This window comes from Virgibacillus sp. LDC1, from assembly GCF_025792345.1.
Taxonomy (GTDB): Bacteria; Bacillota; Bacilli; order Paenibacillales; family Paenibacillaceae; genus Paenibacillus_AQ; species Paenibacillus_AQ lautus.
The window spans coordinates 1,331,747-1,352,770 of record NZ_JAOXLZ010000001.1; the positions used below are offsets into that span (position 1 = coordinate 1,331,747).

The 21,024-nt window shown below is 48.5% G+C and carries 15 protein-coding genes and 1 pseudogene; 13 read left to right on the top strand and 3 right to left on the bottom strand.

The window, feature by feature from the left end:
• Positions 1–130 precede the first annotated feature (130 nt).
• On the top strand, positions 131–580 hold the full coding sequence (locus OHJ21_RS06175; RefSeq protein ID WP_486019542.1) for a DUF1569 domain-containing protein: 450 nt from the start codon (positions 131–133) through the stop codon (positions 578–580).
• Positions 581–692: 112 nt separating this feature from the next.
• Here the strand turns inward: OHJ21_RS06175 and OHJ21_RS06180 are convergent, their stop codons facing one another.
• Positions 693–1,088: a hypothetical protein gene (locus OHJ21_RS06180; protein WP_486019543.1), complete on the bottom strand. Its 396-nt coding sequence runs from the start codon at positions 1,086–1,088 to the stop codon at positions 693–695.
• 188 nt (positions 1,089–1,276) lie between these two features.
• Here OHJ21_RS06180 and OHJ21_RS06185 point away from each other — a divergent pair, with 188 nt between their 5' ends.
• The 8 genes from OHJ21_RS06185 to OHJ21_RS06220 all read left to right on the top strand — a co-directional run bounded on the left by OHJ21_RS06185 (position 1,277) and on the right by OHJ21_RS06220 (position 14,520).
• Positions 1,277–3,082: a sensor histidine kinase gene (locus OHJ21_RS06185; RefSeq protein ID WP_486019544.1), complete on the top strand. Its 1,806-nt coding sequence runs from the start codon at positions 1,277–1,279 to the stop codon at positions 3,080–3,082.
• Complete coding sequence (locus tag OHJ21_RS06190) at positions 3,079–4,725, top strand: response regulator (protein WP_486019545.1); 1,647 nt, start codon at positions 3,079–3,081, stop codon at positions 4,723–4,725. The genes OHJ21_RS06185 and OHJ21_RS06190 overlap by 4 nt, the downstream gene beginning before the upstream one ends.
• 197 nt (positions 4,726–4,922) lie before the next feature.
• Positions 4,923–6,293, top strand: a complete 1,371-nt coding sequence (locus OHJ21_RS06195) for an ABC transporter substrate-binding protein (RefSeq protein WP_326115219.1) — start codon at positions 4,923–4,925, stop codon at positions 6,291–6,293.
• A gap of 73 nt (positions 6,294–6,366) precedes the next feature.
• Positions 6,367–7,269, top strand: coding sequence for a carbohydrate ABC transporter permease (locus tag OHJ21_RS06200; protein WP_326119388.1), 903 nt, complete (start codon positions 6,367–6,369; stop codon positions 7,267–7,269).
• Between the two features lie 13 nt (positions 7,270–7,282).
• On the top strand, positions 7,283–8,110 hold the full coding sequence (locus OHJ21_RS06205) for a carbohydrate ABC transporter permease (RefSeq protein WP_486019546.1): 828 nt from the start codon (positions 7,283–7,285) through the stop codon (positions 8,108–8,110).
• Between the two features lie 33 nt (positions 8,111–8,143).
• Positions 8,144–9,145: a glycoside hydrolase family 130 protein gene (locus OHJ21_RS06210; protein ID WP_486019547.1), complete on the top strand. Its 1,002-nt coding sequence runs from the start codon at positions 8,144–8,146 to the stop codon at positions 9,143–9,145.
• Positions 9,146–9,165: 20 nt separating this feature from the next.
• Positions 9,166–12,222 carry a glycosyl hydrolase gene (locus OHJ21_RS06215; protein WP_486019548.1) on the top strand — a complete coding sequence of 1,019 codons (3,057 nt, stop codon included), beginning with the start codon at positions 9,166–9,168 and terminating at the stop codon, positions 12,220–12,222.
• Between the two features lie 171 nt (positions 12,223–12,393).
• Entirely contained in the window at positions 12,394–14,520 is a 2,127-nt protein-coding gene (locus OHJ21_RS06220) for a galactose-binding domain-containing protein (RefSeq protein WP_486019549.1), read from the top strand.
• Positions 14,521–14,614: 94 nt separating this feature from the next.
• Here OHJ21_RS06220 and OHJ21_RS06225 read toward each other — a convergent pair whose 3' ends face one another.
• Positions 14,615–15,274, bottom strand: coding sequence for a hypothetical protein (locus OHJ21_RS06225; protein ID WP_486019550.1), 660 nt, complete (start codon positions 15,272–15,274; stop codon positions 14,615–14,617).
• A 261-nt stretch (positions 15,275–15,535) separates the two neighbouring features.
• On the opposite strand from OHJ21_RS06225, the pseudogene OHJ21_RS06230 reads away from it, so the two are divergent.
• Positions 15,536–15,745 (top strand): annotated as a pseudogene (locus OHJ21_RS06230) (siderophore biosynthesis protein); the annotation flags it as partial.
• A gap of 88 nt (positions 15,746–15,833) precedes the next feature.
• Here OHJ21_RS06230 and OHJ21_RS06235 read toward each other — a convergent pair.
• Positions 15,834–16,754: a helix-turn-helix domain-containing protein gene (locus OHJ21_RS06235; protein ID WP_486019551.1), complete on the bottom strand. Its 921-nt coding sequence runs from the start codon at positions 16,752–16,754 to the stop codon at positions 15,834–15,836.
• A gap of 90 nt (positions 16,755–16,844) precedes the next feature.
• Between OHJ21_RS06235 and OHJ21_RS06240 the strand changes: the two genes are divergently transcribed.
• The 3 genes from OHJ21_RS06240 to OHJ21_RS06250 all read left to right on the top strand — a co-directional run bounded on the left by OHJ21_RS06240 (position 16,845) and on the right by OHJ21_RS06250 (position 20,912).
• A complete protein-coding gene (locus OHJ21_RS06240) occupies positions 16,845–17,627 on the top strand; it encodes a phytanoyl-CoA dioxygenase family protein (RefSeq protein ID WP_100536829.1) in 783 nt (260 codons plus the stop codon).
• Between the two features lie 193 nt (positions 17,628–17,820).
• On the top strand, positions 17,821–19,584 hold the full coding sequence (locus OHJ21_RS06245; protein ID WP_486019552.1) for a histidine kinase: 1,764 nt from the start codon (positions 17,821–17,823) through the stop codon (positions 19,582–19,584).
• Entirely contained in the window at positions 19,569–20,912 is a 1,344-nt protein-coding gene (locus OHJ21_RS06250; RefSeq protein WP_486019553.1) for a response regulator, read from the top strand. Before OHJ21_RS06245 ends, OHJ21_RS06250 begins: the two co-directional genes overlap by 16 nt.
• Positions 20,913–21,024 lie beyond the last annotated feature (112 nt).

Consider the following 21,024-nt stretch of genomic DNA (forward strand, 5'->3'; position numbering starts at 1 on the left):
GTTTAATGCTATTAATTCTTTTATTAAAATATTAAATCAAGAAAGCAATCAAGAAGAAATGTCACGAAGATGGGTCAGCTATAATGTAATCAGGTGTTTAGCCATGAACTTCATTATGGGGAGAGAAATCATGAATAATATGTACAATCATTTGGATATGACCCGAATATTAAACCGAATCGACACATTAAGCTCTCAAGCACAGCCGTTATGGGGGAAAATGGATGTTGCCCAAATGCTGTCTCACTGCTCCGCGTTCCAAGACATAGCCATGGGCATCACGAATCCTCCAAGAGGTTGGTTAGGTATATTGGTAGGAAAATTCGCGAAGCCCATGTTTTATAACGAAAAGTCGTTACCCCGCAATATGTCTACCATTCCGGACATTTTGATTGCGGATCCAAGAGAATTTGAAACGGAAAAAGAACAATTAAAAGAAAAAATTATAGCGTTCCAAAACAACGGACCCAACAAATGTACCACGCATCCCCATCCATTCTTCGGTAAAATGACCCCGGAGCAATGGGGGGTAGGATTATACAAGCATCTGGACCATCATTTAAAACAGTTCGGCGTATAAGACTCAAGAACCTATGTAGTCATGATGCAGATAAAACCTCGCAGTGCCAGCACACCATGAATGTTGGCTCTACGAGGTCGGAGGTTCTACTGCAGCTTATGTATGTATCTCTTTATATCCAATCCTCGTATTTCTCCATCGTAAACTCGCCTTCCAGCTCGAGCCGGGTATCCGGCTTACTGCCGTCATAATAGTTGACGTCCATCGATCCAATCCAATATACGTAAAATACGCCATTCCCTCTATACTCGATACGTCCCTGGTTATCATTCACCTCCTGGTGTTCAAAATAATACAGCCTTGCATCCAGGCTTCTGGAGTTCTCGTTATAACCCTGGGTAATCGTAAATTCCAGCGGTGCAAACTCATCTAATTTTAACGTATCCAGATAAATCGTAAGCTCCGCGTCCGGATTGTTCAGCAATGCATCCGAATCCGGTAAACACTGGAGCGGCTCGGGTTCTTGAATCCTTACTTCTTTTTCTAAATGGTAGCACAAACCCGTCACGGCACCAATAAGAAAGCTTACTATCGCTACCTTCCATATCGTGAAATGGATCGATCTGCGAAATTAACAGGGAGAGGGAATAAATATGCTATTGCTAAATTGATATTTTATTGTAAAATGATCCGCAATAGATTCGTTTAATCATGGCAAGTCTTCATGTAATTACAGGAGAGGTTGATCGAGCATTGATGAGACGACGGAGGTTAGAGCGTGTAACCGGAAAGTTCAGCCGATGGATTTACGGCATTTCGTTTAAACAAAGAGTTCGCTTGTCCTTCGCTATTATGATAACGCTTGCAATCGGAGCGGTAGGAATGACTACCTATTGGATCGCCTCCAAGGAGCTACAGAAGAACGCATTTGAATCCAGACAAGAGACCGTGAACAAAACGACTCAGATTCTGGACGATAAGCTGGCCGGCATCTCCAATTCGGTTCGTTCCCTGATGTTCAGTTACGCCTTCAAGGAAATGATGCTGGATGTGCAGAGCAACGACATCTCGAATTATTACGTGCATTTGTCCGAGCTTCAGTATGTGTTTTCGCAAGTTTCCTTTAACGAACCTCTAATCGAAAGCATTCTCATTGCCACACCTATCGGAGATTTCTATCCGGTATCGCAGCGTCGTTCCCAGACGCAGTCCTTTTATGAATCCGGCATGTATTACGATGTGAAAGAGAGCTATGGGGGGATTTGGGTTAAGGGGCACACCGACAAGTTTTTTACCGGGGACAGCCGCACGCTTTCCTTTGTTACCAAGGGAACGCAGGAGAACGTTTCGAATACCAACGTATTCATCGTGGTGAACGTGAACGAAAGCGGATTGATCGGCACGGTCAACCAGCATTCATCGAACGATGACAGCGACTATTTTGTCATCGATTCGAAAGGCGAGGAAGTGATTCGGACGGCATGGTCGTCCAACCACAATCTTATGAAAGATAAACCGTTCTTGTACAATGTTTCAGAAGGTAACCAAGGTTCATTCTTTCATCATTTTGACGAAACCGATTACCTGGTGAATTACACCCGATCCGCCGTGGTCAAGGACTGGAGCCTGTTCGGCATTCAGCAGAAGGATAAATTGCTCGAACAAATGAACGGCGTCAAGCGAACCACCTTTTATATCATGCTGTTCTTTCTGCTTCTAACCTGGCTTCTATCTACCAACTTGACTGGAATCCTGCTAAATCCGTTATATAAACTGCAACGGCTCATGCGGGAGGTCGAGGACAACCGCCTGAATGTCCGCTTTGCCAGCCGGTCTACTGACGAAGTTGCACAGGTGGGTTATCAATTCAACCGAATGCTGGATGAAATCAACCGCCTCATCGATGATGTACGGCTGAGCGAATCCGGGAAACGCAAGGCGGAGATGCGGGCTTTGACCGCGCAGATGGAGCCACACTTTTTATACAACACCCTCAATACGATATACTGCAAATCGGTATTAGGCGAGAACGATGAGGTCAATGAGATGATTCTGTCCTTGTCCCAGATGTTCCAGTTAGGGCTGAGCGGAGGCAAGGATTGGAACACGCTGGAGGATGAGCTGCTGCATGTGGAGCAGTATTGTCTCCTGCAGCAAAAATGTTATGAAGGTCTGTTTGAGTTTGAAGTTACCGTGACTGACGACTCGTTATTAAATAGCCTTTTGCCCAAAATTCTATTGCAGCCAATCGTGGAAAACAGCATTCAACACGGTTTTAAGGATATAAGCGCTGGAGGTTGTATCCATGTGCGGGTTTACAGGCAAGACGAACGGCTGCACCTGATTATAGAGGATAACGGGATCGGCATGGATGCGGCTAAGGTAAGGAAGGGGATGCTGCAGCCGCCGGTCTCCAAGAAGGGTTATGCCTTGAATAATATCGTGAACCGGCTCAGTCTCTTCTATGGCGATGAAGCCGGAATCGAACTGACCAGCCTTCCTGGCAAAGGATCAAGAACGGAAATATGGATGCCGATTAGAGAAGGAGACAGTGAATCATGATGAATGAATCACCCGTGATTAAGTTATGCATCATCGATGATATTCGAAGCGTGGTCGACATGATCGCCCGAAAGCCGCCATGGAAGGAACATCATATTGAGGTCGTTGGTACGGCGCTGGATGGCGAGGAAGGGATTCGCCTGGTTAAGGAGATGAAACCTGACATTGTCCTTACGGACATCCGGATGCCCAAAAAGGATGGCTTGGCCATGACGCAAGAAATTCTCGAAAGTTCTCCTTCCACGAAGATTGTCATTCTCAGCGCATACACCGATTTTTCGTTTACGAGGCAAGCCATTCGCCTAGGCGCATTTGATTTTGTCAAGAAACCGTTCTCCATGGATGAAATCGTACAGGTGGTGTTAAAGGCAAAGGCAGCTTACGAAGAAGAACGGCAGGAACAGAGCAAGCTCATGGAATTGAAGCAGAATATGATAACAAGCATGCCGGTTTTGCAGCAGGAATATTTATCTTTGTTGATCCATCACCGTACGAATGCTGCAGCGGCCTATCAGAAATGGCAAACACTCGGAATTAAGCTTGAGCCGCGGTATTTCAATCTCTTCATCGTGGAACTGGACCGTTTCATGGACAAATATAAAGAGCAGCCTGCGCGCGAAGTGGAGCTGATCCGGTTCAGTCTCCGAAATATTCTGGAAGAAACGATAGGGACTTTTACTCGTGGCGTCGTCTTTAGCGAGGCATTGAACCGTTTTGTCTGCCTGATCAATTGCGAGGATATGGGGAGGGCGGAGCAAATATCGGAAGCGTGCCGGCTGAACATTTACCAATTTACGCATTCAACCATCTCCATCGGGATTGGCATGTGCGTCACTTCGATTGATGAGTTACCCGATTCGTATCAGCAGGCCCTGAATGCAATGGAATATCATTTCTATACGGACGGCAATGGCGTGAACAGATATATCGGTTCCTCGGTTGAGGAGAAAACCCTGCTGAATTATACGGCTTCAACCGAACAAGAATTTCTGTTTGCTTTACGCTCCGGGCATAGGGAAAAATGTCGGCTGATTCTGGAGCAAATTTTTAATGATATATTGCAGCGTGACCCGCTGCCCAAGCCGCAGCAAGTCGAAAATTTATGTTATGAGCTGTCATCCAAGATATGCAGGGTCATGTCGGAGTTATTCCCTCACGAACGAGTAAAGAGGCTTGAGGAACAATGGAACGCGGTAAAGAGTTCCACCCTTGTTTCGTTCCCGATCATGCGGGATACGGTAAAAGGGATATGCCTTGAAGCTTGTTCTTGGGTCGAGCAGGAGCGCTCGGACGAATCAACGAAATTGATCTACCAGGCGAAGGATTATATATGTGCGCATCTACATACAAACTTAACGCTGGATGTTTGCGCGAAGCAGTTTAATATCAGTCCAGGGTATTTCTCGAATCTGTTCAAAAAAGTGCTGAATATCTCCTTTCAACAATTCGTGATTCATCAGCGAATGGAAAAAGCCAAAGAAATGCTGATCGATGATTATCAGGTACAGGAGATCGCTCAGGAGCTTGGGTATGAGCATCGGCGCTATTTTAGCGAAATCTTCAAGAAACATACCAATATGACCCCATCCGAGTTCAAGCTGTATAGTACGGGGAAGGTCAGCACACCGATGGACCTGGACTAACTGCGAGTCAATCATCATATTTCGATAAAGCCTTGTTTCCGTGTTTATTGGATGCAGGGCTTGTTTTGTGAAGGGACGGATTCATGGGGAAACCTGCCCTCGATGTGTGGTTACCCGCATTATGCGAGTGAGAGGCGGCCCTTATAATGAGAGAGAAAGAACGAGATTCCGTAGATAAAAAAAGGGAGGTAACATGGATGAAGTTAAGCAAGAAATTCCTTATATCCGCGATGTGTTTGGTGCTTTCGGGAAGTCTCGCAGCTTGCGGTAGCCCGAAATCCACGGATCAAGGAGCGGATTCCAAAACCGATGCCAAGACAAAGATCACTTATTGGACCGGAGATCGCCATGATTCTGAATTTGTCAAAGAGACCATCGCGACATTCAACGAAACGAACCAGGACAATATCGAGGTGGAGCTGGTCATCAAGGGTGATGATTTCGATCAAGCGCTCGACATGTCCTTTCAGACTTCAGAGCCGCCGGATGTTATCCGCGTGAAAGAAAACACCATACAGACGTTCTATAAAAAAGGATTTCTGGCACCGATCGACGAGTTCCTGACGGACGAAATGAAAGAAAAGTTTCCGGTGATGGAGGATCTGAACCGTTTTGAGGGAAAACGCTACAGCCTGCCAAACTACGGCACAACGATGCGATTGATCTATAATAAAGAGCTCTTTGCCAAAGCGGGTATTGAGCAGCCGCCAACCACCTTGGATGAGCTGGTCGAGACAGCCAAGAAAATAACCGAAGTGGGGAAGGCAAGCGGAGCCTATGGATTCGCCCAGAATTTCAAAAATCCTTCCAGTGCATTGGGGCGTTCCGCGCGAGTAATCGCAGAGGTGAGCGGTTACGGCGGGTTTGGATATGATTTTAAGACGGCCCGTTACGATTTCAGCGGCTTTAAGCCGATCATGGAAGCCTTCAAGCAAATCAAGGACGACGGAAGCATGCTGCCGGGTGTCGAATCGCTTGATATCGATCCATTGCGTGCTCAATTCGCCGAAGGGAAAATCGGCATGTACTTATCCTTTTCCGCTGAGGCTGGTGTCTACCAATCGCAATTCCCGGCAAAAATCGACTGGGCAGCGGCACCCGTTCCTTCCATAGACGGTCAATTCAATGGCGCTTCCGGCTTCCTTGGCGGGCAGTGGTTGGCCATTAGCTCGGAGTCGGAACACAAGGAAGCGGCATGGAAATTCCTAACGTATATGTACGATGAGTCGATCCTACAACAGTACCAAGAGAAGGGATTCGGCATATCGATGGTTCCTTCGGTCAGCGCGGTTGCGGCGAAGCCCGAAGTGAAAGGGATCGACGGATTCCTGCCCAACAAGTACGACGGTGTCTGGCCGGTCTATCCGACCGTGCCGGTACAAGGCATGAAATCGGATGACGCCTTCTTCAAATACATCCTAAGCGGAGGCGATCTGGATTCCATCATCAACGACTTGAATACCCGCTATAATGCCGCGTTGGACGCTGCCATTGCGAGCGGGGAAGTGAAGGCGGAGCCGATGGCAGATTTTAATCCGTTGGATCTTGCCGGACAATACGCTAAATAGACAGATTCATGGGGGATGGGGCATGCTCCATCCTTTCTTACATTCTAAAGAGACCGCAAGGAGTTGAGAGGATATGAATAAAGCGAAGAGTGTTGCTTTTTCATACAGCTTTCTGTTGCCGAGCTTTATTCTGACCATGGTTCTTGGCATTTACCCGATCATGTGGGCGATGAGGTATATGTTTTACGATTATAAAGGATATGGCGCCGAACGATTCGTAGGATTGGCCAATTTCGAACGAGTCATGAGTGATCATCAATTCTGGGAATCCGTAGCCAACACGTTCATCTATGCCGGAGGCAAACTCCTGCTGTCGATACCGCTCGCCCTGATCTTGGCCGTTATTCTGAATTGGAGGATCAAAGGCAGAAATTTGCTGAGAGCGATATTCTTTATGCCGACAATCATAAGCACCGCTGTGATGGCGGTCGTGTTTTTTACGATCTTTAATTCTTATAATGGCATTCTCAATCAGTTCCTGCTGAAATATCAAATCATCGGGAATGCCATCGATTGGCTGGGCGTGGATTATGCCATGCTGACCGTTATTCTTGTAGCCGTGTGGGGAGCAATTGGCAATTACATGCTTTTGTTTCTGGCGGGGCTGCAAAACATCCCCGAAGATGTCTACGAAAGCTCGGCGCTGGATGGGGCAAACAAATTTCAGCAATTTCGGTACATTACCGTTCCGATGCTGGGGCCCGTGATGCAAATGATCATCATGTTGGCCATCATCAATGCGCTAAAAGGCTATGAGAGCATCATGGTGATGACCGATGGCGGTCCGATCGGAAAAACCAATGTCATGTTCCTATACGTATATAAGTTGTTCTTCCCGCCGGCTGGCTCCACGGCATCCACGCAAATCCAGGAGTTCGGCTATGGCAGTGCGGTAGCATTTGTTACGGCCGTGATCGTCGGCGTCATTACGATACTTTACTTCTATGGCTCGAAACGCATGAGTCATAACGAATAAGGGGGAAACGTTCATGAGAATCGCATGGAATACTATACTGTGGGCGTTTCTGTTAATCGTCGCATTTCTGACGCTGTTTCCCGTCGTGATCACCTTGCTCGGTTCTTTTAAAACCAATGCCGAGCTTACGGCTGGGGCCACGTTTCTGCCGGCCGATTGGCAGTTCTCCAACTATATCGAAGCCTGGGAACAAGCGAATTTCTCAACCTACACGCTGAACAGCCTGTTCGTTGCCGGGGCCGCGACCATCGGAACGTTATGGGTGGCTTCCATGGCGGCGTACGTCGTGAACCGAATGGACTTTATCGGTAAAAAGCTATACGTCGGCCTGCAGGCATTTACGATGTTTGTCGCCATCGGCGCCGTGGTGCTGCGCCCTCAATTCGACCTCATGGTTCAGCTTCATCTGCATAACTCGCTGTGGGGCGTAATCCTAATTTTAATCAGTGCTCATGCTTCAGCATTCTTCATCCTGCTCAGCTTTATGAGCGGGATTCCCAGGGAGTTGGACGAAGCCGCGCGTATCGACGGGTGCTCGCCGGGCAGAACGTTCTGGAGAATCATCATTCCCTTGCTTACGCCCGGGCTTGGCGTGTGTGCACTGTTTGCTTTCCGCGGTGCATGGAACGAGTATCTGCTCCCGTTTGTGTTTACGCTCAGCAAACCGGAGCTGCAGACGTTGACCGTCGGCCTTGCCAATCTGAAGTACGGTGTCGCAGCCGCTTCACAGACCCACTTCATGATGGCCGGGGCGTGCCTGTCCATTCTCCCGATCCTTATCGCTTATATATTTGCCAACAAATCCTTTATGCAAATGACCGCCGGCTCTTTAAAGGGCTAGCGGCATCTTATCCACAACCAGGAGGCTCATGCTATGAATTCAGTTCATATTGGAAATCTCATCTCTAGTTCCGTGATTCGGCGTCATCCGGGTAACCCGATTCTGGATGCGGCCCGCGTTCCATACCCGACTGCGCTTGTATTCAATGCAGGCGTGACCAAATTCAACGGAAAATACGTGATGGTGTTTCGTAACGACTACGGCAGTGCAGAACGCCAGACGCTCGAGCCCCATCATACCACCGACCTTGGCGTCGCCTTCAGCAATGACGGGGTTCATTGGGAGGTGCAGCCAAAGCCGTGCTTCAAGCTGCATGACCAAGAGATCATTCGGGCGTATGACCCTCGGCTCACCGTTATCGACGGTCGCTGTTACATGTGTTTTGCCGTGGACACGCAGCATGGCATTCGCGGAGGCGTCGCGGTTACGGACGATTTTGAGAATTTTGAAATATTGAGTTTGTCGACACCGGATTTGCGCAACATGGTGCTGTTTCCCGAGAAGATTGGCGGCAACTATGTGCGGCTGGAGCGGCCCTTCACGGTGTACAGCCGAGGAGGAGTCGATCGGTTTGATATGTGGATATCGGAATCGCCGGACTTGAAGTATTGGGGAAATTCCGATTTACTGCTGGCTGTCGAGGACGTCGCATTTGCCAATGACAAGATTGGCCCCGCTGCTCCTCCGATCAAGACAAAGCATGGTTGGCTAACAACATTTCATGCGGTGGATCTTGACCCCGAAAGGGGCAAGAACGGGTGGGAATCTTCCTGGAAAAAACGCTATACCGCCGGATTGATGATGCTGGATCTGGATAATCCCAAAAAAATCATCGGTTTGTATAAGGAGCCCTTACTGGCACCTGAGGTTAGTTACGAGACCGAAGGGGGCTTCCGGAACGACGTGATCTTTCCTGGCGGCATGATACTTGAAGATGATGGCGAGGTTAAAATTTTTTACGGTTCAGCGGACGCGGTGGAATGTTTGGCCACGGCACATATCGATGATTTGATTACATTATGTCTGAATGACTAGTGCGAGGTGAGGATAAGAAAATGACGATTTGGAATCTTCTGCAGCATCCTCCTGCTCGTTATCGAACGGTGCCATTTTGGTCCTGGAATGACGATCTGAATAAGAATGAACTCTTACGGCAGATCGAAGAGATGCACAAGGCCGGTATCGGCGGTTTTTTCATACATGCCAGGGGAGGACTTACCGTACCTTATATGGGTGAGGAGTGGATGGAGGCCATACAGGTCTGCATCGAGAAAAGTGAGGAGCTCGGGCTGGAGGCATGGCTGTACGACGAAAACGGCTGGCCCAGCGGTTTCGGTGACGGAAAGGTGCCTGCACTTGGCCCTGCTTATCAGCAGAAGCGGCTGGCTTATGAATGGGCTCCGTTTAAGGACGGAAATGAAGTGACGATAGCCTATTATGTTCAGAGCGGTGAAGAGCTGCGGTTACTCACTCCGGATGATCCTCGCAGTCCTGACTTTCGTGTATATTACGAGATCAATCCGTACTATATCGACACGCTAAGCAAACAGGCTGTAAAGGCGTTCATTACAACCATCTACGAAGCTTACTGGACGAAGTTCGGCAATAAATACGGTTCGGTTCTAAAGGGGATATTCACGGATGAACCGCAGTTTGGCCGGGGCGATCTTCCGTGGTCGCTGGAGCTGGAAGAAGCTTTTGAAACCCATTATGGATATTCCCTGATTGAAGCACTACCTGGACTCTTCTTGGAAACGAATGACTGCCGCAAGATAAGGTATGATTATTGGTCTTGCGTTACCGCATTATTCACTGAAGCCTATGCCATGCAGATCGGAGCGTGGTGCGGGGAGCGGGGGTGGTCCTCGGCCGGACATGTCGTGGACGAGCAAACGCTAATGAGCCAAGCGACTTCGGTAGGCGATCCGCTGCTCTTCTATGAGTATCTGCAAATCCCCGGCTGCGACTGGCTCGGCCGTTCGGTCAGCGAAGAGCCGCTTGTTCCCAAGCAAGTCAGCTCCGTTGTACGTCAGCTCGGCAAAAAACAAGCCATCACCGAGAGTTATGGCTGCACCGGCTGGAATATCAGCTTTCAGGATTTAAAGCGGATCGGGGAATGGCAATTCGTTCACGGGATGAATCTCATGTGTCAGCATTTGCAGGCCTATTCGCTTAGAGGGCTGCGGAAACGGGATTATCCGCCATCGTTGTTCTATCAACAGCCTTGGTGGGAGCACTATCACCACTTTAACGATTACTTTGCCCGTTTGTCCATGCTGCTTGTGGAGGGCACACGGCAGGCCGATGTACTGCTGCTGCATCCCATCCGGACCGCTTGGGTGGAGCAAGCGGGCTCAGACTCCAGCCGGATTGAACCTTATCATCAATCGTTTGCCCAGTTGTCCCGCTGGCTGTGCCAATCGTTTATCGAGCATGATTACGGCAGCGAGGGAATCATGGAACGTCATGGTAAGGTAGCGGGTGGACGATTCATTGTAGGAGAGGCCGACTATCGGATTGTTGTCATACCTCCTTGTGTTACCTTAAATAAAGTAACCGTGAATCTGCTCCATCAATTTATTCTTCAGGGAGGAACGTTGATCGCTTTCGAGCCTTATCCGTACCTGATCAATGGAGAACAGAGCAAAGATATTATTAATTTAATAGGAGCTGCATTGAAACCCGCCTGGAACCGGTTATCTTTGGCGAAAATGATGTCCGGCATCGTTTCCCCTTCGATCTCTGTAAATGACGGGCAGTGGAATCCCATTGCATCGGATATGCTTAACATTCAGACCCTTAAGCTGGACGACTCTTATCTCTATTATCTGGTGAATTCGGGAGAAGAGCTATATCCGGATACGGAGGTAACTATTTATCGAAAGGGTAGGCCCTTTCTTATTCATTTGGAGAGCGGCGGGCTCGAACCGTTGAACCATAAAGTAATGGCGGACGGCATTCGGCTGAACTTGACGCTGCACCCAGCGCAATCCTATGTGATCCGAGTTGTGCCGGATGATGAGGCTCTGAACGATTCCGATACGGTAACTGAACTCGAATGCGGAAATGCCGAAACTCATATTCAACACTTGGATGAGCGGTGGAGTGTCGATTATATCGATGATAACAGCTTAACGCTGGATACGTGCAGGTATCGGGTGGAGAATGGCGAGTGGTCTGAACCTCTGCCCCTTATTTTTATTCAGGAAGTACTGCTCAAGATCGGAGCGCCCGTGCGTATCGAATTGGAATTCGAGGTTGCCGTAACTTTCGATCCAGTCATTGAACGGGAATTGTATCTTGTCATGGAGAATCCGGAGAAAACGATTATCCGGGTGAACGGAAACGAAGTAGCTTCTCATAGCTGTGGCTGGTGGAGAGACGTTGCTTTCAAGAAGATCGATATTAGAGGCTGCCTTCAGCGCGGTCGTAATACCATCAGGCTTGCCCTGGATTTTTGGAACGCGCCCGAAACGTATGCGGCAATGGAGCGTGCCGATCAATTTGAAGCTGAAGCGAATAAGCTTACGTTTGATACGGAGCTCGAGAGCGTTTATATCATCGGGGATTTTGCGGTAACATCAGAATCTGCGTTCGTTGATGGGGGAGATGGCGTCCTCTATACGGATGGTCCGTTCAAGCTATCCGAACCTCAGCAAGAATGCTCGCTGGCGGATGATCTGGTCCGTCAGGGCTTGCCGTTCTTTGCAGGAAGCATTCGGCTTGTGCAGACGATTTCGATTCGACCGGATAATCGAGCTAGCTGGTTATGGCAGTTTGGCTCTAGGCCGAATGCAATTGTTACGCGACTAAGCATCAATGGGAAAGAAATTCGCTCCTTCTTATGGGAGCCGTATGAGGCGGATATTTCAGGATATCTCCAAACCGGAGAGAACCTGATTGAGCTTGAGTTGATTGGGAGCTGCAGAAACTTGCTCGGTCCGCACCACCATGTGAAAGGGGAGCCGCTTAAGGTAGGCCCCGACAGCTTTAAGGATAAACCCGGTTGGACGGATAAGGAACTCGATCCAGACACCCCGATCTATCAAAACCGATATGCTTTCGTTCGGTTCGGATTGTCACATGTTCCAAGATTGGTTTCCGGGATATGAATCTGAAGAGGAAACACCCTGGAACAAATTCGTATATAGAATCTGCCCTTTTTGTGGAATTACCCTCATTATTTTCCCTTTGCATGCAGTCTATAATGAAGTGGCGGAATGCTGATTCAGACAATATTGAAACGGCTTTCAAATAATCGAACGAAAAGGAGGAAACATGTGATGACATTCGTAAGCAAATGGTTTCGTGCCGCACTTGGATTTACGCTTGCTGCTGCCTTGCTGTCACCATCTGCGAATCTTCAAGTGGAAGCATCAGAGGGAGGGGATGCATTTACTCCAATGGCACCAGCCTCAATCGTAACCTACGAGCCTTCGGAACGATATGCAAGCTCCGTCAATTACACACTTAAAGCGAACGGAGTACCCGTCCCGGTGGTGAAGGGATTCAGCGATTATGACTATGCGCATTTTTCCATGTCCGACGGTCCTGTCACTTATGAATTAACCATTCTCAACACAGATAAGGTGCATGAGTATTCGATAAGTCCGAAGAAACTCGGCATTCAAGCAGACAAGATTGAGGGAAGAACCATCACCTTCACGACCCGTTCGGACGAATACTTAATCGTCATGATGAATAACCGCAAGACGCGTATGGTCATCGCTGCGGATCCGCTTGAATCAGATGCACCTGCCTCAACCGGTGAGGGAATCTTCAATGTAATATCCGCTCCGTATGATGTTGTATCCTCGGGTTCATCAACAACCGAAGTTTCCATAAGAACGCGGGCCATCCAGCAGGCCATTGACGATGCCAGTCAGTACGGCACCACGCAAGGAGACGGTGCGCAGGGCATTGTTTACATACCGGCGGGAACCTATGAAATCGGCAATTTGGTATTAAAAAGCAATACGGCGGTCTACATGGAACCGGGAGCCACCTTGGTCGGCACGGGAAGAACAGACGATTACACGGAGCATTGGTTCAAGGATTCGATGGGACGACCGGCTACATGGTGGATCTCAACCGCATTTCAATCCGAGAATATCCGGATATATGGTCGGGGCACAATCGATGGCAATGGGCAGGCCCTGCACGACGACAAAGGATCCAACGGCAAGGGAATGATCAATAATCTGGTCGTTCCGATTGATACGTCCCATTTTGTGATGGATGGCATTATCATTCGGGAATCATCGGGCTGGGCGGTTGTCGCGGTCCGCTCGAATGATCTGGCCTTCAGAAATCTGAAGCTGTTCAACAGTTTGGGGATGGGAGAGAATGACGGGATCGATATTTGCGAATCCCAAGACGTTGTCGTACAACATACGATCGGTATTTCGCTGGATGATCCGTTCTCCACGAAAGCTTGGAAAGAGGATACCGATATCGCTTCGGGTAAAGTGCCTTGGCCAGGTAATCCGGAACCCGTCCGCAATGTGTTATTCGAGGATACGATCGCGTGGACGTTATGCTACGGTTATAAGATCGGCCAAGGCATCATGCAGGATCAATCCAATATCGTGTTCAGAAACGGAGTCGTATACAAAGCCGCAGTGGGGTTTGCCATTCATCATAAATACGGTACCGGCACGGTGAGTGACGTAAGATTCGAATCGATGGACATTGAAGATATCAGCGGCAAGAACGAAGACAATAGCGCCTGGATGACCCTGTTCACAGTGAATGGAAGCAATAACGGCGTGGGACCAGTCAGAGACGTTAAAGTGAAGGATATTACAGTACGCGACGCGGGTGAAAGTTTTGCGAAGATCAAGGGTGTGGAAGGTGCCGAGATTACGGATCTGATGTTTGAGAATGTCTATATGCCTGGAGCAAGCGTACCGGCGACTACGCTTCACGAGATGAACTTCCTGAGCAAAGAACATTACGGCGATGTCACGATCAGGCCCGTTCAGAACGAGGAACCTCCACCAAGAACCAATTTGGCGCTGCACCGTCCAGCTGTGGCTTCATCCAATGACGGACTGGAAGACACCGCGCCGTACGTGAACGACGGAAGTTTAACAACTCGCTTCGGTTCGAAGCGGGGAGTGGATCCCGGTTGGATCTATGTCGATCTCGGAGAAACCAAAACGATAGACGAAGTCAGGCTCTTTTGGGAGGCTGCTTACGGGAAGAGCTACCGAATACAGATAGCCGACGATCCGAGCGATGAGGCTAATTGGAGAGATGTATACAGCACCACGACAGGCAAGGGTGGTCTTGAGACGATTACTTTTGACGAAGTGGAAGCACGGTATGTTCGGATGTACGGCACGATTCGGGCCACGATATACGGATATTCGATTTGGGAATTTGAGGTGTATGGTCCTGAACGGTAAGGATCAGATATCCAGATTCCCAGTTGATCAATGGATAAAGGACACATTCTCTTAGAGGTGTGTCCTTTGTTTATGTTATCCGCAGCCCTTCCATTTATTGAAGCGATAAATATTCCAGAAGCGCCTCCATTTGCTCGCTTCCCAAAAGATCAGTCAGTGTTGGCATCACATGGGAGATATATTCCGGTTTCGTTTCAAAGGTTTCTTCGTCGCTGATTTCCCCTTGGAAAAGCCGAGCTCCTTCGATGAGAATGGACAGCGCGTCAAAGCAATCCGCAAGCGAAGTCGCAATCAGCTTCGGCTCGCCGCCTTCGAATGCGGCATATACGGGTGAACCACTCGCTTGGACGTCAACGATCAGCGGATCATCGTTTACATTGGCAATGACGACGTGATGAGTCGGCCAAAGGCTTGATTCTGCCGTTTCACCGCCGACGTAAATCCAGCGATAGCCCATTTGCTGCCGGACCAGATGCTCAGGAGACACAAAGTAGATGACAGCCGATTCACCGATCTCAACCGCCGCGTTCTTCATTTTGTGGGTTCCTTCGGCCATAGCGTCAATCATCTCATAATGGCTATATAGATAAGTCAGTTCAGGAGACAGCGTGATACGGTCATCCACGGGCGGCAGCTGGACCTCGGACCGCTGCCGTAATTCATGATCGGTGAAGAGCCCGAAATCCCGATTATATAAGTCCTGTTGTTCTATGAATCTAGTTAAAGCTGCTTCCAGTTCCAGCATTAATTTCATTCCCTCCAGCCTATTAAACAAATTATAACACGCCAAGTTACCGTGGGTAAGCGTCTGAAATTCAAACTCAGGAATGATATATGGTAGAATATCCCGTATGTTGAGCATCTATATAAACGACAGAAGATGTTATAACGAATGCTAAAAGGATGATTTGAATTTGCAGTAAGCAAGGAGGCGGCAAGAGATGAAATATGAATTCAATATTACGGCGTCGATCTCCGAGCTCGTATGGTATCCGGATGAACGGTCTGCTCGTCATTCATGCTGGAAGAGGGCGAATCACTGGAAGATTGGCTCAGGTCTGAACAGACCAATCTGCTGCACGTGCCCCGTACACCGGAGGGAGAGACTTTTACATATACAGGTCGGTTAACGGGATATTACTTTCAGGCTTACGGGGCTGATGCGTTGTATCTTTTCTACTCAAGGGAGCTGCGCAAGGCAGTCATATGCATGGAATATACTTGAGAAATCAGCAGGATCTATATACTAACATCTATAAAATACACATGGTTGGGCTGTTTCGTTGCCGATTTGCGCTTATCTCTCGGAGAGATCATTCCTGGCGATCCGCCTCTAAGGCCCATCTCGCTCGATAAGCGGCGGGGGGGATGCCTTTGAACTTCGTGAACAGCCTCGTGAAGTAATGAACGGATGAGAACCCGGTTCGCTCTGCGATCACCTTGATGGGATCACGGGTGTGCTGGAGCATTAGCTCGGCTGCCCGGATTCGTTCGGTGCGAACCATGGAGGAATAGGATTCATGAATGCTCTCCGCAAACAATCGGGATAATTGCCGCTCGGACACATTCAGGTAAGCCGCCACTTCGGGTAGTGACACAGGCCCGCCGAGGTTGTCTCTTATGTACAACTTTGCCTTTTGAACGAGTTGTAACGCGGAGGATAAGAGTAGAGCGCTTTCGAAACTGCCGGAAGCCCCGAACAGGCCAGGAAAGGATTGCAGGAGTACATGTGCTAGCTTCGGCAAAAGCGATGCAGGCAGCGATGTGTCGGATTCCGAGCGCAGCAGCATGGATTTCCATATTTGAATGGCAGGCGAATCGCTGGCGTGCTCGGTCCAAACGGCACATCGCTGAAGAGCCTCGCTGTATTTCACCGTTACTTCTTGGGCAGACGGTCTCTCCATTGGTTCAAACGCGACGAATAACAGATTCAGACCGTCTACGTCTTTGATCTGATGCAACCGGCCTGGGATTGTACAGAAAGCTACCCCTTCATATAAGGGATACATCTGATCACCGTCCGTATATATGCCTTTTCCGCCGTCCACATAACAAATCTCATAGAATGAATGCCGATGTATGGAATTGGCCGTCAAATGCTGGACGGTCCCCCAATAATGGACAAGGAACGAGAGGCTTTCGCCTTCAAGCCGTCCAGCATAACGATTAAGGCGTTCCTCGCTTTTGCTCCAATGGTACAAGTCATTTGCAGCTCCTTTGGCGTAATTTTGCAAAACGTCGTCATTCCCGTGCAAATACGATTTCGCTCGCCCTTACTATAATGAACTTAGATAAACCATAACATATTGAGAGGGTGCATGGTGATGATGGACGAAAAGGATGTGCAATTTTACAAAGACAATGGGTACCTGCTGGTCCGAGGCGTTTATAATCAACAGGAAGTAGAGGATATGAGAGCGGCAGTTGAAGGGATTATCCAGAGGGCGGCACGCGCTAAATCGGATCAAAACCATGCATGGCAAGGCGACTTCCTGCCGCCTGAGCAGCTTAAGAAGCTGGTTCTGAAAGGCTTTCACGACGTGCACTACCATGATGCCGCTTTCATGCGAGCCGCGATCCATCCTCGAATGACAGAAGCGTTGAACGGAATCATCGGACCCAACGTGCAGCTGCATCACTCGAAAATGCTGGTGAAGCCTCCTGCTAACGGGGCCGCTTTTCCCATGCATCAAGATTATCCGTATTTCCCGCATCGCGATCATACCATGTTAGCCGCCAGCGTTCATCTCGATGATGCCGATATGGAGAACGGCTGCCTATGTGTTGTGCCGGGATCCCATAAACAAGGCGTTTTGCCGCATATCGGCGCTTACTATTTGAACCACAAGGAGTATCCATTATCTTCGGGAACCCCGTGTCCAGCCAAGGCGGGCGATGTACTCTTCTTTAATTACCTGACCATTCATGGCTCGGACGTGAACCGGAGCGATCGTACGCGAAGAAACATCCTGTTCCAATATCGTGACGCTGCGGACGTGCCTACGGCGGATGTTCACTTCGATTGGGGAATGGGCCTAATGGTAAGCGGAACCAATCCGGATTTCAACAACGTGAAGCCAAAATATGAAATCATCGGTTCGAAATGACCACATCATAGTACCGATGCCTATACTGAATTCTAAAATAGCTTAAAAGCCCCTTGCGGGGCTTTTTTTCTATGCCTGGAACCCATGCCTGTCATGGTTCACAACGAATATGTAAAAATAATTCGTTGTAATGTCAGCCGGCCCCCCTATACTAGATGATAATAGATCGGTTGATACCAAATGGGGGGAAAGCATGAAACTTCAAGCTCCGGGCAAAGCATCGAAATGGTTTGTGTATCAGAAAATCGTCATCGTTTTTATTCTATTATTACTTCCTCTCATCTCTATGAATATTTGGTTGAATTATAAGGGGATGTCCGTGACGAAGGAGTCTCTCTTGAACTCCGCGACAGCAGGCGCGTCTTTCTATTCCAAGCAGCTGGATAAAGAGATGTATTTTATCCGGAATTTACAGCTGCAGCTGTTAAATGACAAGGATCTGCAGAAGCTGAGCTTTCGAGGCAGCATGCTTGAGAATTATGAAGAGGTAGAGCTTATCGATCAGGTCAGGGATCGGCTTGCCACCCTTATGGTCTCCAGCGAGTACATCGTTAGCGCCGGCGTTTACGTGAAGGATATCGGGAAAACGATCTCGACCACAACGGGCGTGACCAATACGCCCAATAAGGAAATGGAACGGATATCTTCCATGATGGCGGTGTTGCCCAAGCCTTCTTTTTATCGAAGCGGTGAGCGGATTTTCCTGATTGAAACCGAAAACAACGGCGGTATCTGGTCCTATATCGAAATTTCACGAACTAAGCTGCTGGGGGCTTTAAGCGAAATCGCCAAGCTGTATCCGGAATCCGAAGTATTACTCGGGAGTAAAGAAGGGGGGACCATATTAACGACGGCTCCGCGGGCCGATGAGTCATCCGAGATTTTGAGCCATATCTTGGACAATCCCAGCCCGGAGCAAAGTGTGCCGGCGACGGGGAAACTGGATGGCGTAGACTATTTTATTATCCAGAATGAAGTTAGCGCGCTGCATCTGTCCCTGGTTATGTATGTGAACCAAAATGAAATTACGCGGCCTTTAAGCCAATTCATTACATGGTTTTATACGTTGTTTATTCTAGCGGTAACCGTCATGGTGCTCTATTCGTTCTCGGTCAATCTGATGATCCACCGGCCTCTGTCCAAGCTTGTCAAAGCCTTTCATATGATCGAAACCGATAATTTGAACATCATGATCGAGTCCAGAAGCAAAGACGAGTTTCATTACGTATTTAACGGGTTCAACAGGATGGCGTTTAAGCTCAAACATTCGATTGAGGAAAACTATGAGCAAAAAATAGCACTGCAGCACTCGCAGCTGAAGCAGCTGCAGTCCCAGATCAATCCACATTTTCTATATAACAGCTTTTTCAATATTTATATGATGTGCAAGGTTGGAGACTCGGACAGTGCGGCGGAGCTCTCTCAAAAGCTCGGAAGCTACTATCAATACATCACGAGAAGCGGCTCCGACGAGGTTCCTTTCTATACGGAATATAAGCATGCGCTGGATTACTGCGACATTCAAGGCATCCGCTTCTCGAACCGGATCACATACGAGCATAAGGAAATTTCGGACATCCCGCCGTTCATAACCGTTCCGAGACTCATCATACAGCCTATCGTAGAGAATGCGTTTGAACACGCGTTCGAAGACGGCATGGAGGAGGGGGAAGTGTACATCAGCAGCGATTACCGGGAAGGCCAATTGCGTGTCACGGTAGAGGATAACGGGAAGCTGTTAACGAATGAGATGCTGCAGTGTTTGCGGGACAAGCTTGCCATGGATTCAAAGCATATTGAAAAAACAGGTTTGATCAACGTGAACAACCGGCTCCAGCTTAAATATGGACCCGGAAGCGGATTGTTCATCTCGCGCAGCGACTATGGCGGCTTAAAGGTAGACCTGATCATTATCATCGATGGGATAGAGGAGGCATCATCATGTACAGACTGTTGATCGTGGACGACGAGCCCGTCATCGTTAACGGCTTGGTTCAGCTTTTTCAGGAGCATGCACAATTGGAACTGGATGTATGTAAAGCTTATTCCGCCAAGGAAGCGCTGGAGATTGCCATGAGAGTGAAGCTGGACATCCTGGTCAGCGATATACGAATGCCCCATAAGAACGGGCTTCAACTGATTGATGAAATTACATACTATTGGCCGCATTGCCGAATTATTTTCCTGACCGGTTACAGTGAATTTGATTATGTGCATGAAGCACTGCGCAAAAACGTGGATAACTACATCCTGAAAACCGAAGGAATCGATCCGATTTTTCAAGCTGTCCAAGAGGCTTCATCTAAGCTTGATGAGGAAAACCGTCGCAGAATTCAGGCAGAAAAGGCAAGGGTGCATTTTCAAATCGCCGAGCCTTTGCTGAAACGGGAGCTGATACGACAGGTATTGAAAGGAGAAGCCGTCCATTCCCTGCTGTCCGAGCCCCGCTATGAAGAGGTGGAGTTCCGCATTGATGTAGATCAGCCGGCATTTTTTATCATCGGAAGGATCAATGGAGCGGCGGAGTCAAAAACCAAGGATGTGGCGCAAGCTGTTCAGATGACGTTTATTAACGATTTGCCTGCCTCATTTGCATGTGAGCATGCTGTTCTGGACGATGCCTTACAGGTATGGCTGCTGCAGCCGGATGCGGAGCTTCGGAACCGTTTTCGCGGTGATGAGCCGGAGAGTGAGCTTCATTGGCACGGGGTTATGTCCTATATGAGAGGCATCCTGGAGCTGGTCCAAAATGAATGCGAAGAACTGCTCGGTGTTCATGTTTCTTTCGGAATATCAGGCAATCTGCTTCATAAGTGGGATACCTCGGGACAGCAGCTTGATGTTTTAGGATCCATGCTGCAGAGCAGGGCTGCGCTTGGTCAAAATATGGTCATTGTGGACATTGAAAAGGCTAAAGAGCTTGAGGATCCGAACCAAGATTACGACCGGTTCAAGCAGGATGATATGAAATTCGACGTGATCGACCGGATCCATAAATATATCTTGGAGCATTTATCCGGGGATGTTTCCTTGACCGCCATCGCGGAGGAAGTCCATTTTAACCCATCTTATCTTTCGCGCTACTACAAGCAGCTGACAGGGCACAACCTGCTGGAGTATATCCAGGCGAAGAAGCTGGAGGGGGCGCTTCACCTGATGCAGCATACGAATATGAAGTTGCAGGAGATTGCCACGCGGCTCGGATTCGAATCTCCTTCCTATTTCACGACATTTTTTAAGAAAAAGATGGGTGTTTCCCCACAGGAATATCGAAATTCCCAATAAGTAAAAAAAGTGAAAGAGAAGTAAAAATCTTAAAATTGATAGCGCTTTCCAATAAAAACTATAATGATACCTAAGCAACACAGATATCCAGATTACGTCAGATAAAGGGGGA

Excerpts from the sequence above, each read along its gene's own strand:
- OHJ21_RS06175 (WP_486019542.1), top strand. The coding sequence starts at position 131 with ATGAATAATATGTACAATCATTTGGATATGACCCGAATATTAAACCGA.
- OHJ21_RS06185 (WP_486019544.1), top strand. The coding sequence starts at position 1,277 with ATGAGACGACGGAGGTTAGAGCGTGTAACCGGAAAGTTCAGCCGATGG.
- OHJ21_RS06190 (WP_486019545.1), top strand. The coding sequence starts at position 3,079 with ATGATGAATGAATCACCCGTGATTAAGTTATGCATCATCGATGATATT.
- OHJ21_RS06195 (WP_326115219.1), top strand. The coding sequence starts at position 4,923 with ATGAAGTTAAGCAAGAAATTCCTTATATCCGCGATGTGTTTGGTGCTT.
- OHJ21_RS06200 (WP_326119388.1), top strand. The coding sequence starts at position 6,367 with ATGAATAAAGCGAAGAGTGTTGCTTTTTCATACAGCTTTCTGTTGCCG.
- OHJ21_RS06205 (WP_486019546.1), top strand. The coding sequence starts at position 7,283 with ATGAGAATCGCATGGAATACTATACTGTGGGCGTTTCTGTTAATCGTC.
- OHJ21_RS06210 (WP_486019547.1), top strand. The coding sequence starts at position 8,144 with ATGAATTCAGTTCATATTGGAAATCTCATCTCTAGTTCCGTGATTCGG.
- OHJ21_RS06215 (WP_486019548.1), top strand. The coding sequence starts at position 9,166 with ATGACGATTTGGAATCTTCTGCAGCATCCTCCTGCTCGTTATCGAACG.
- OHJ21_RS06220 (WP_486019549.1), top strand. The coding sequence starts at position 12,394 with ATGACATTCGTAAGCAAATGGTTTCGTGCCGCACTTGGATTTACGCTT.
- OHJ21_RS06225 (WP_486019550.1), bottom strand. The coding sequence starts at position 15,274 with ATGAAATTAATGCTGGAACTGGAAGCAGCTTTAACTAGATTCATAGAA.
- OHJ21_RS06240 (WP_100536829.1), top strand. The coding sequence starts at position 16,845 with ATGATGGACGAAAAGGATGTGCAATTTTACAAAGACAATGGGTACCTG.
- OHJ21_RS06245 (WP_486019552.1), top strand. The coding sequence starts at position 17,821 with ATGAAACTTCAAGCTCCGGGCAAAGCATCGAAATGGTTTGTGTATCAG.
- OHJ21_RS06250 (WP_486019553.1), top strand. The coding sequence starts at position 19,569 with ATGTACAGACTGTTGATCGTGGACGACGAGCCCGTCATCGTTAACGGC.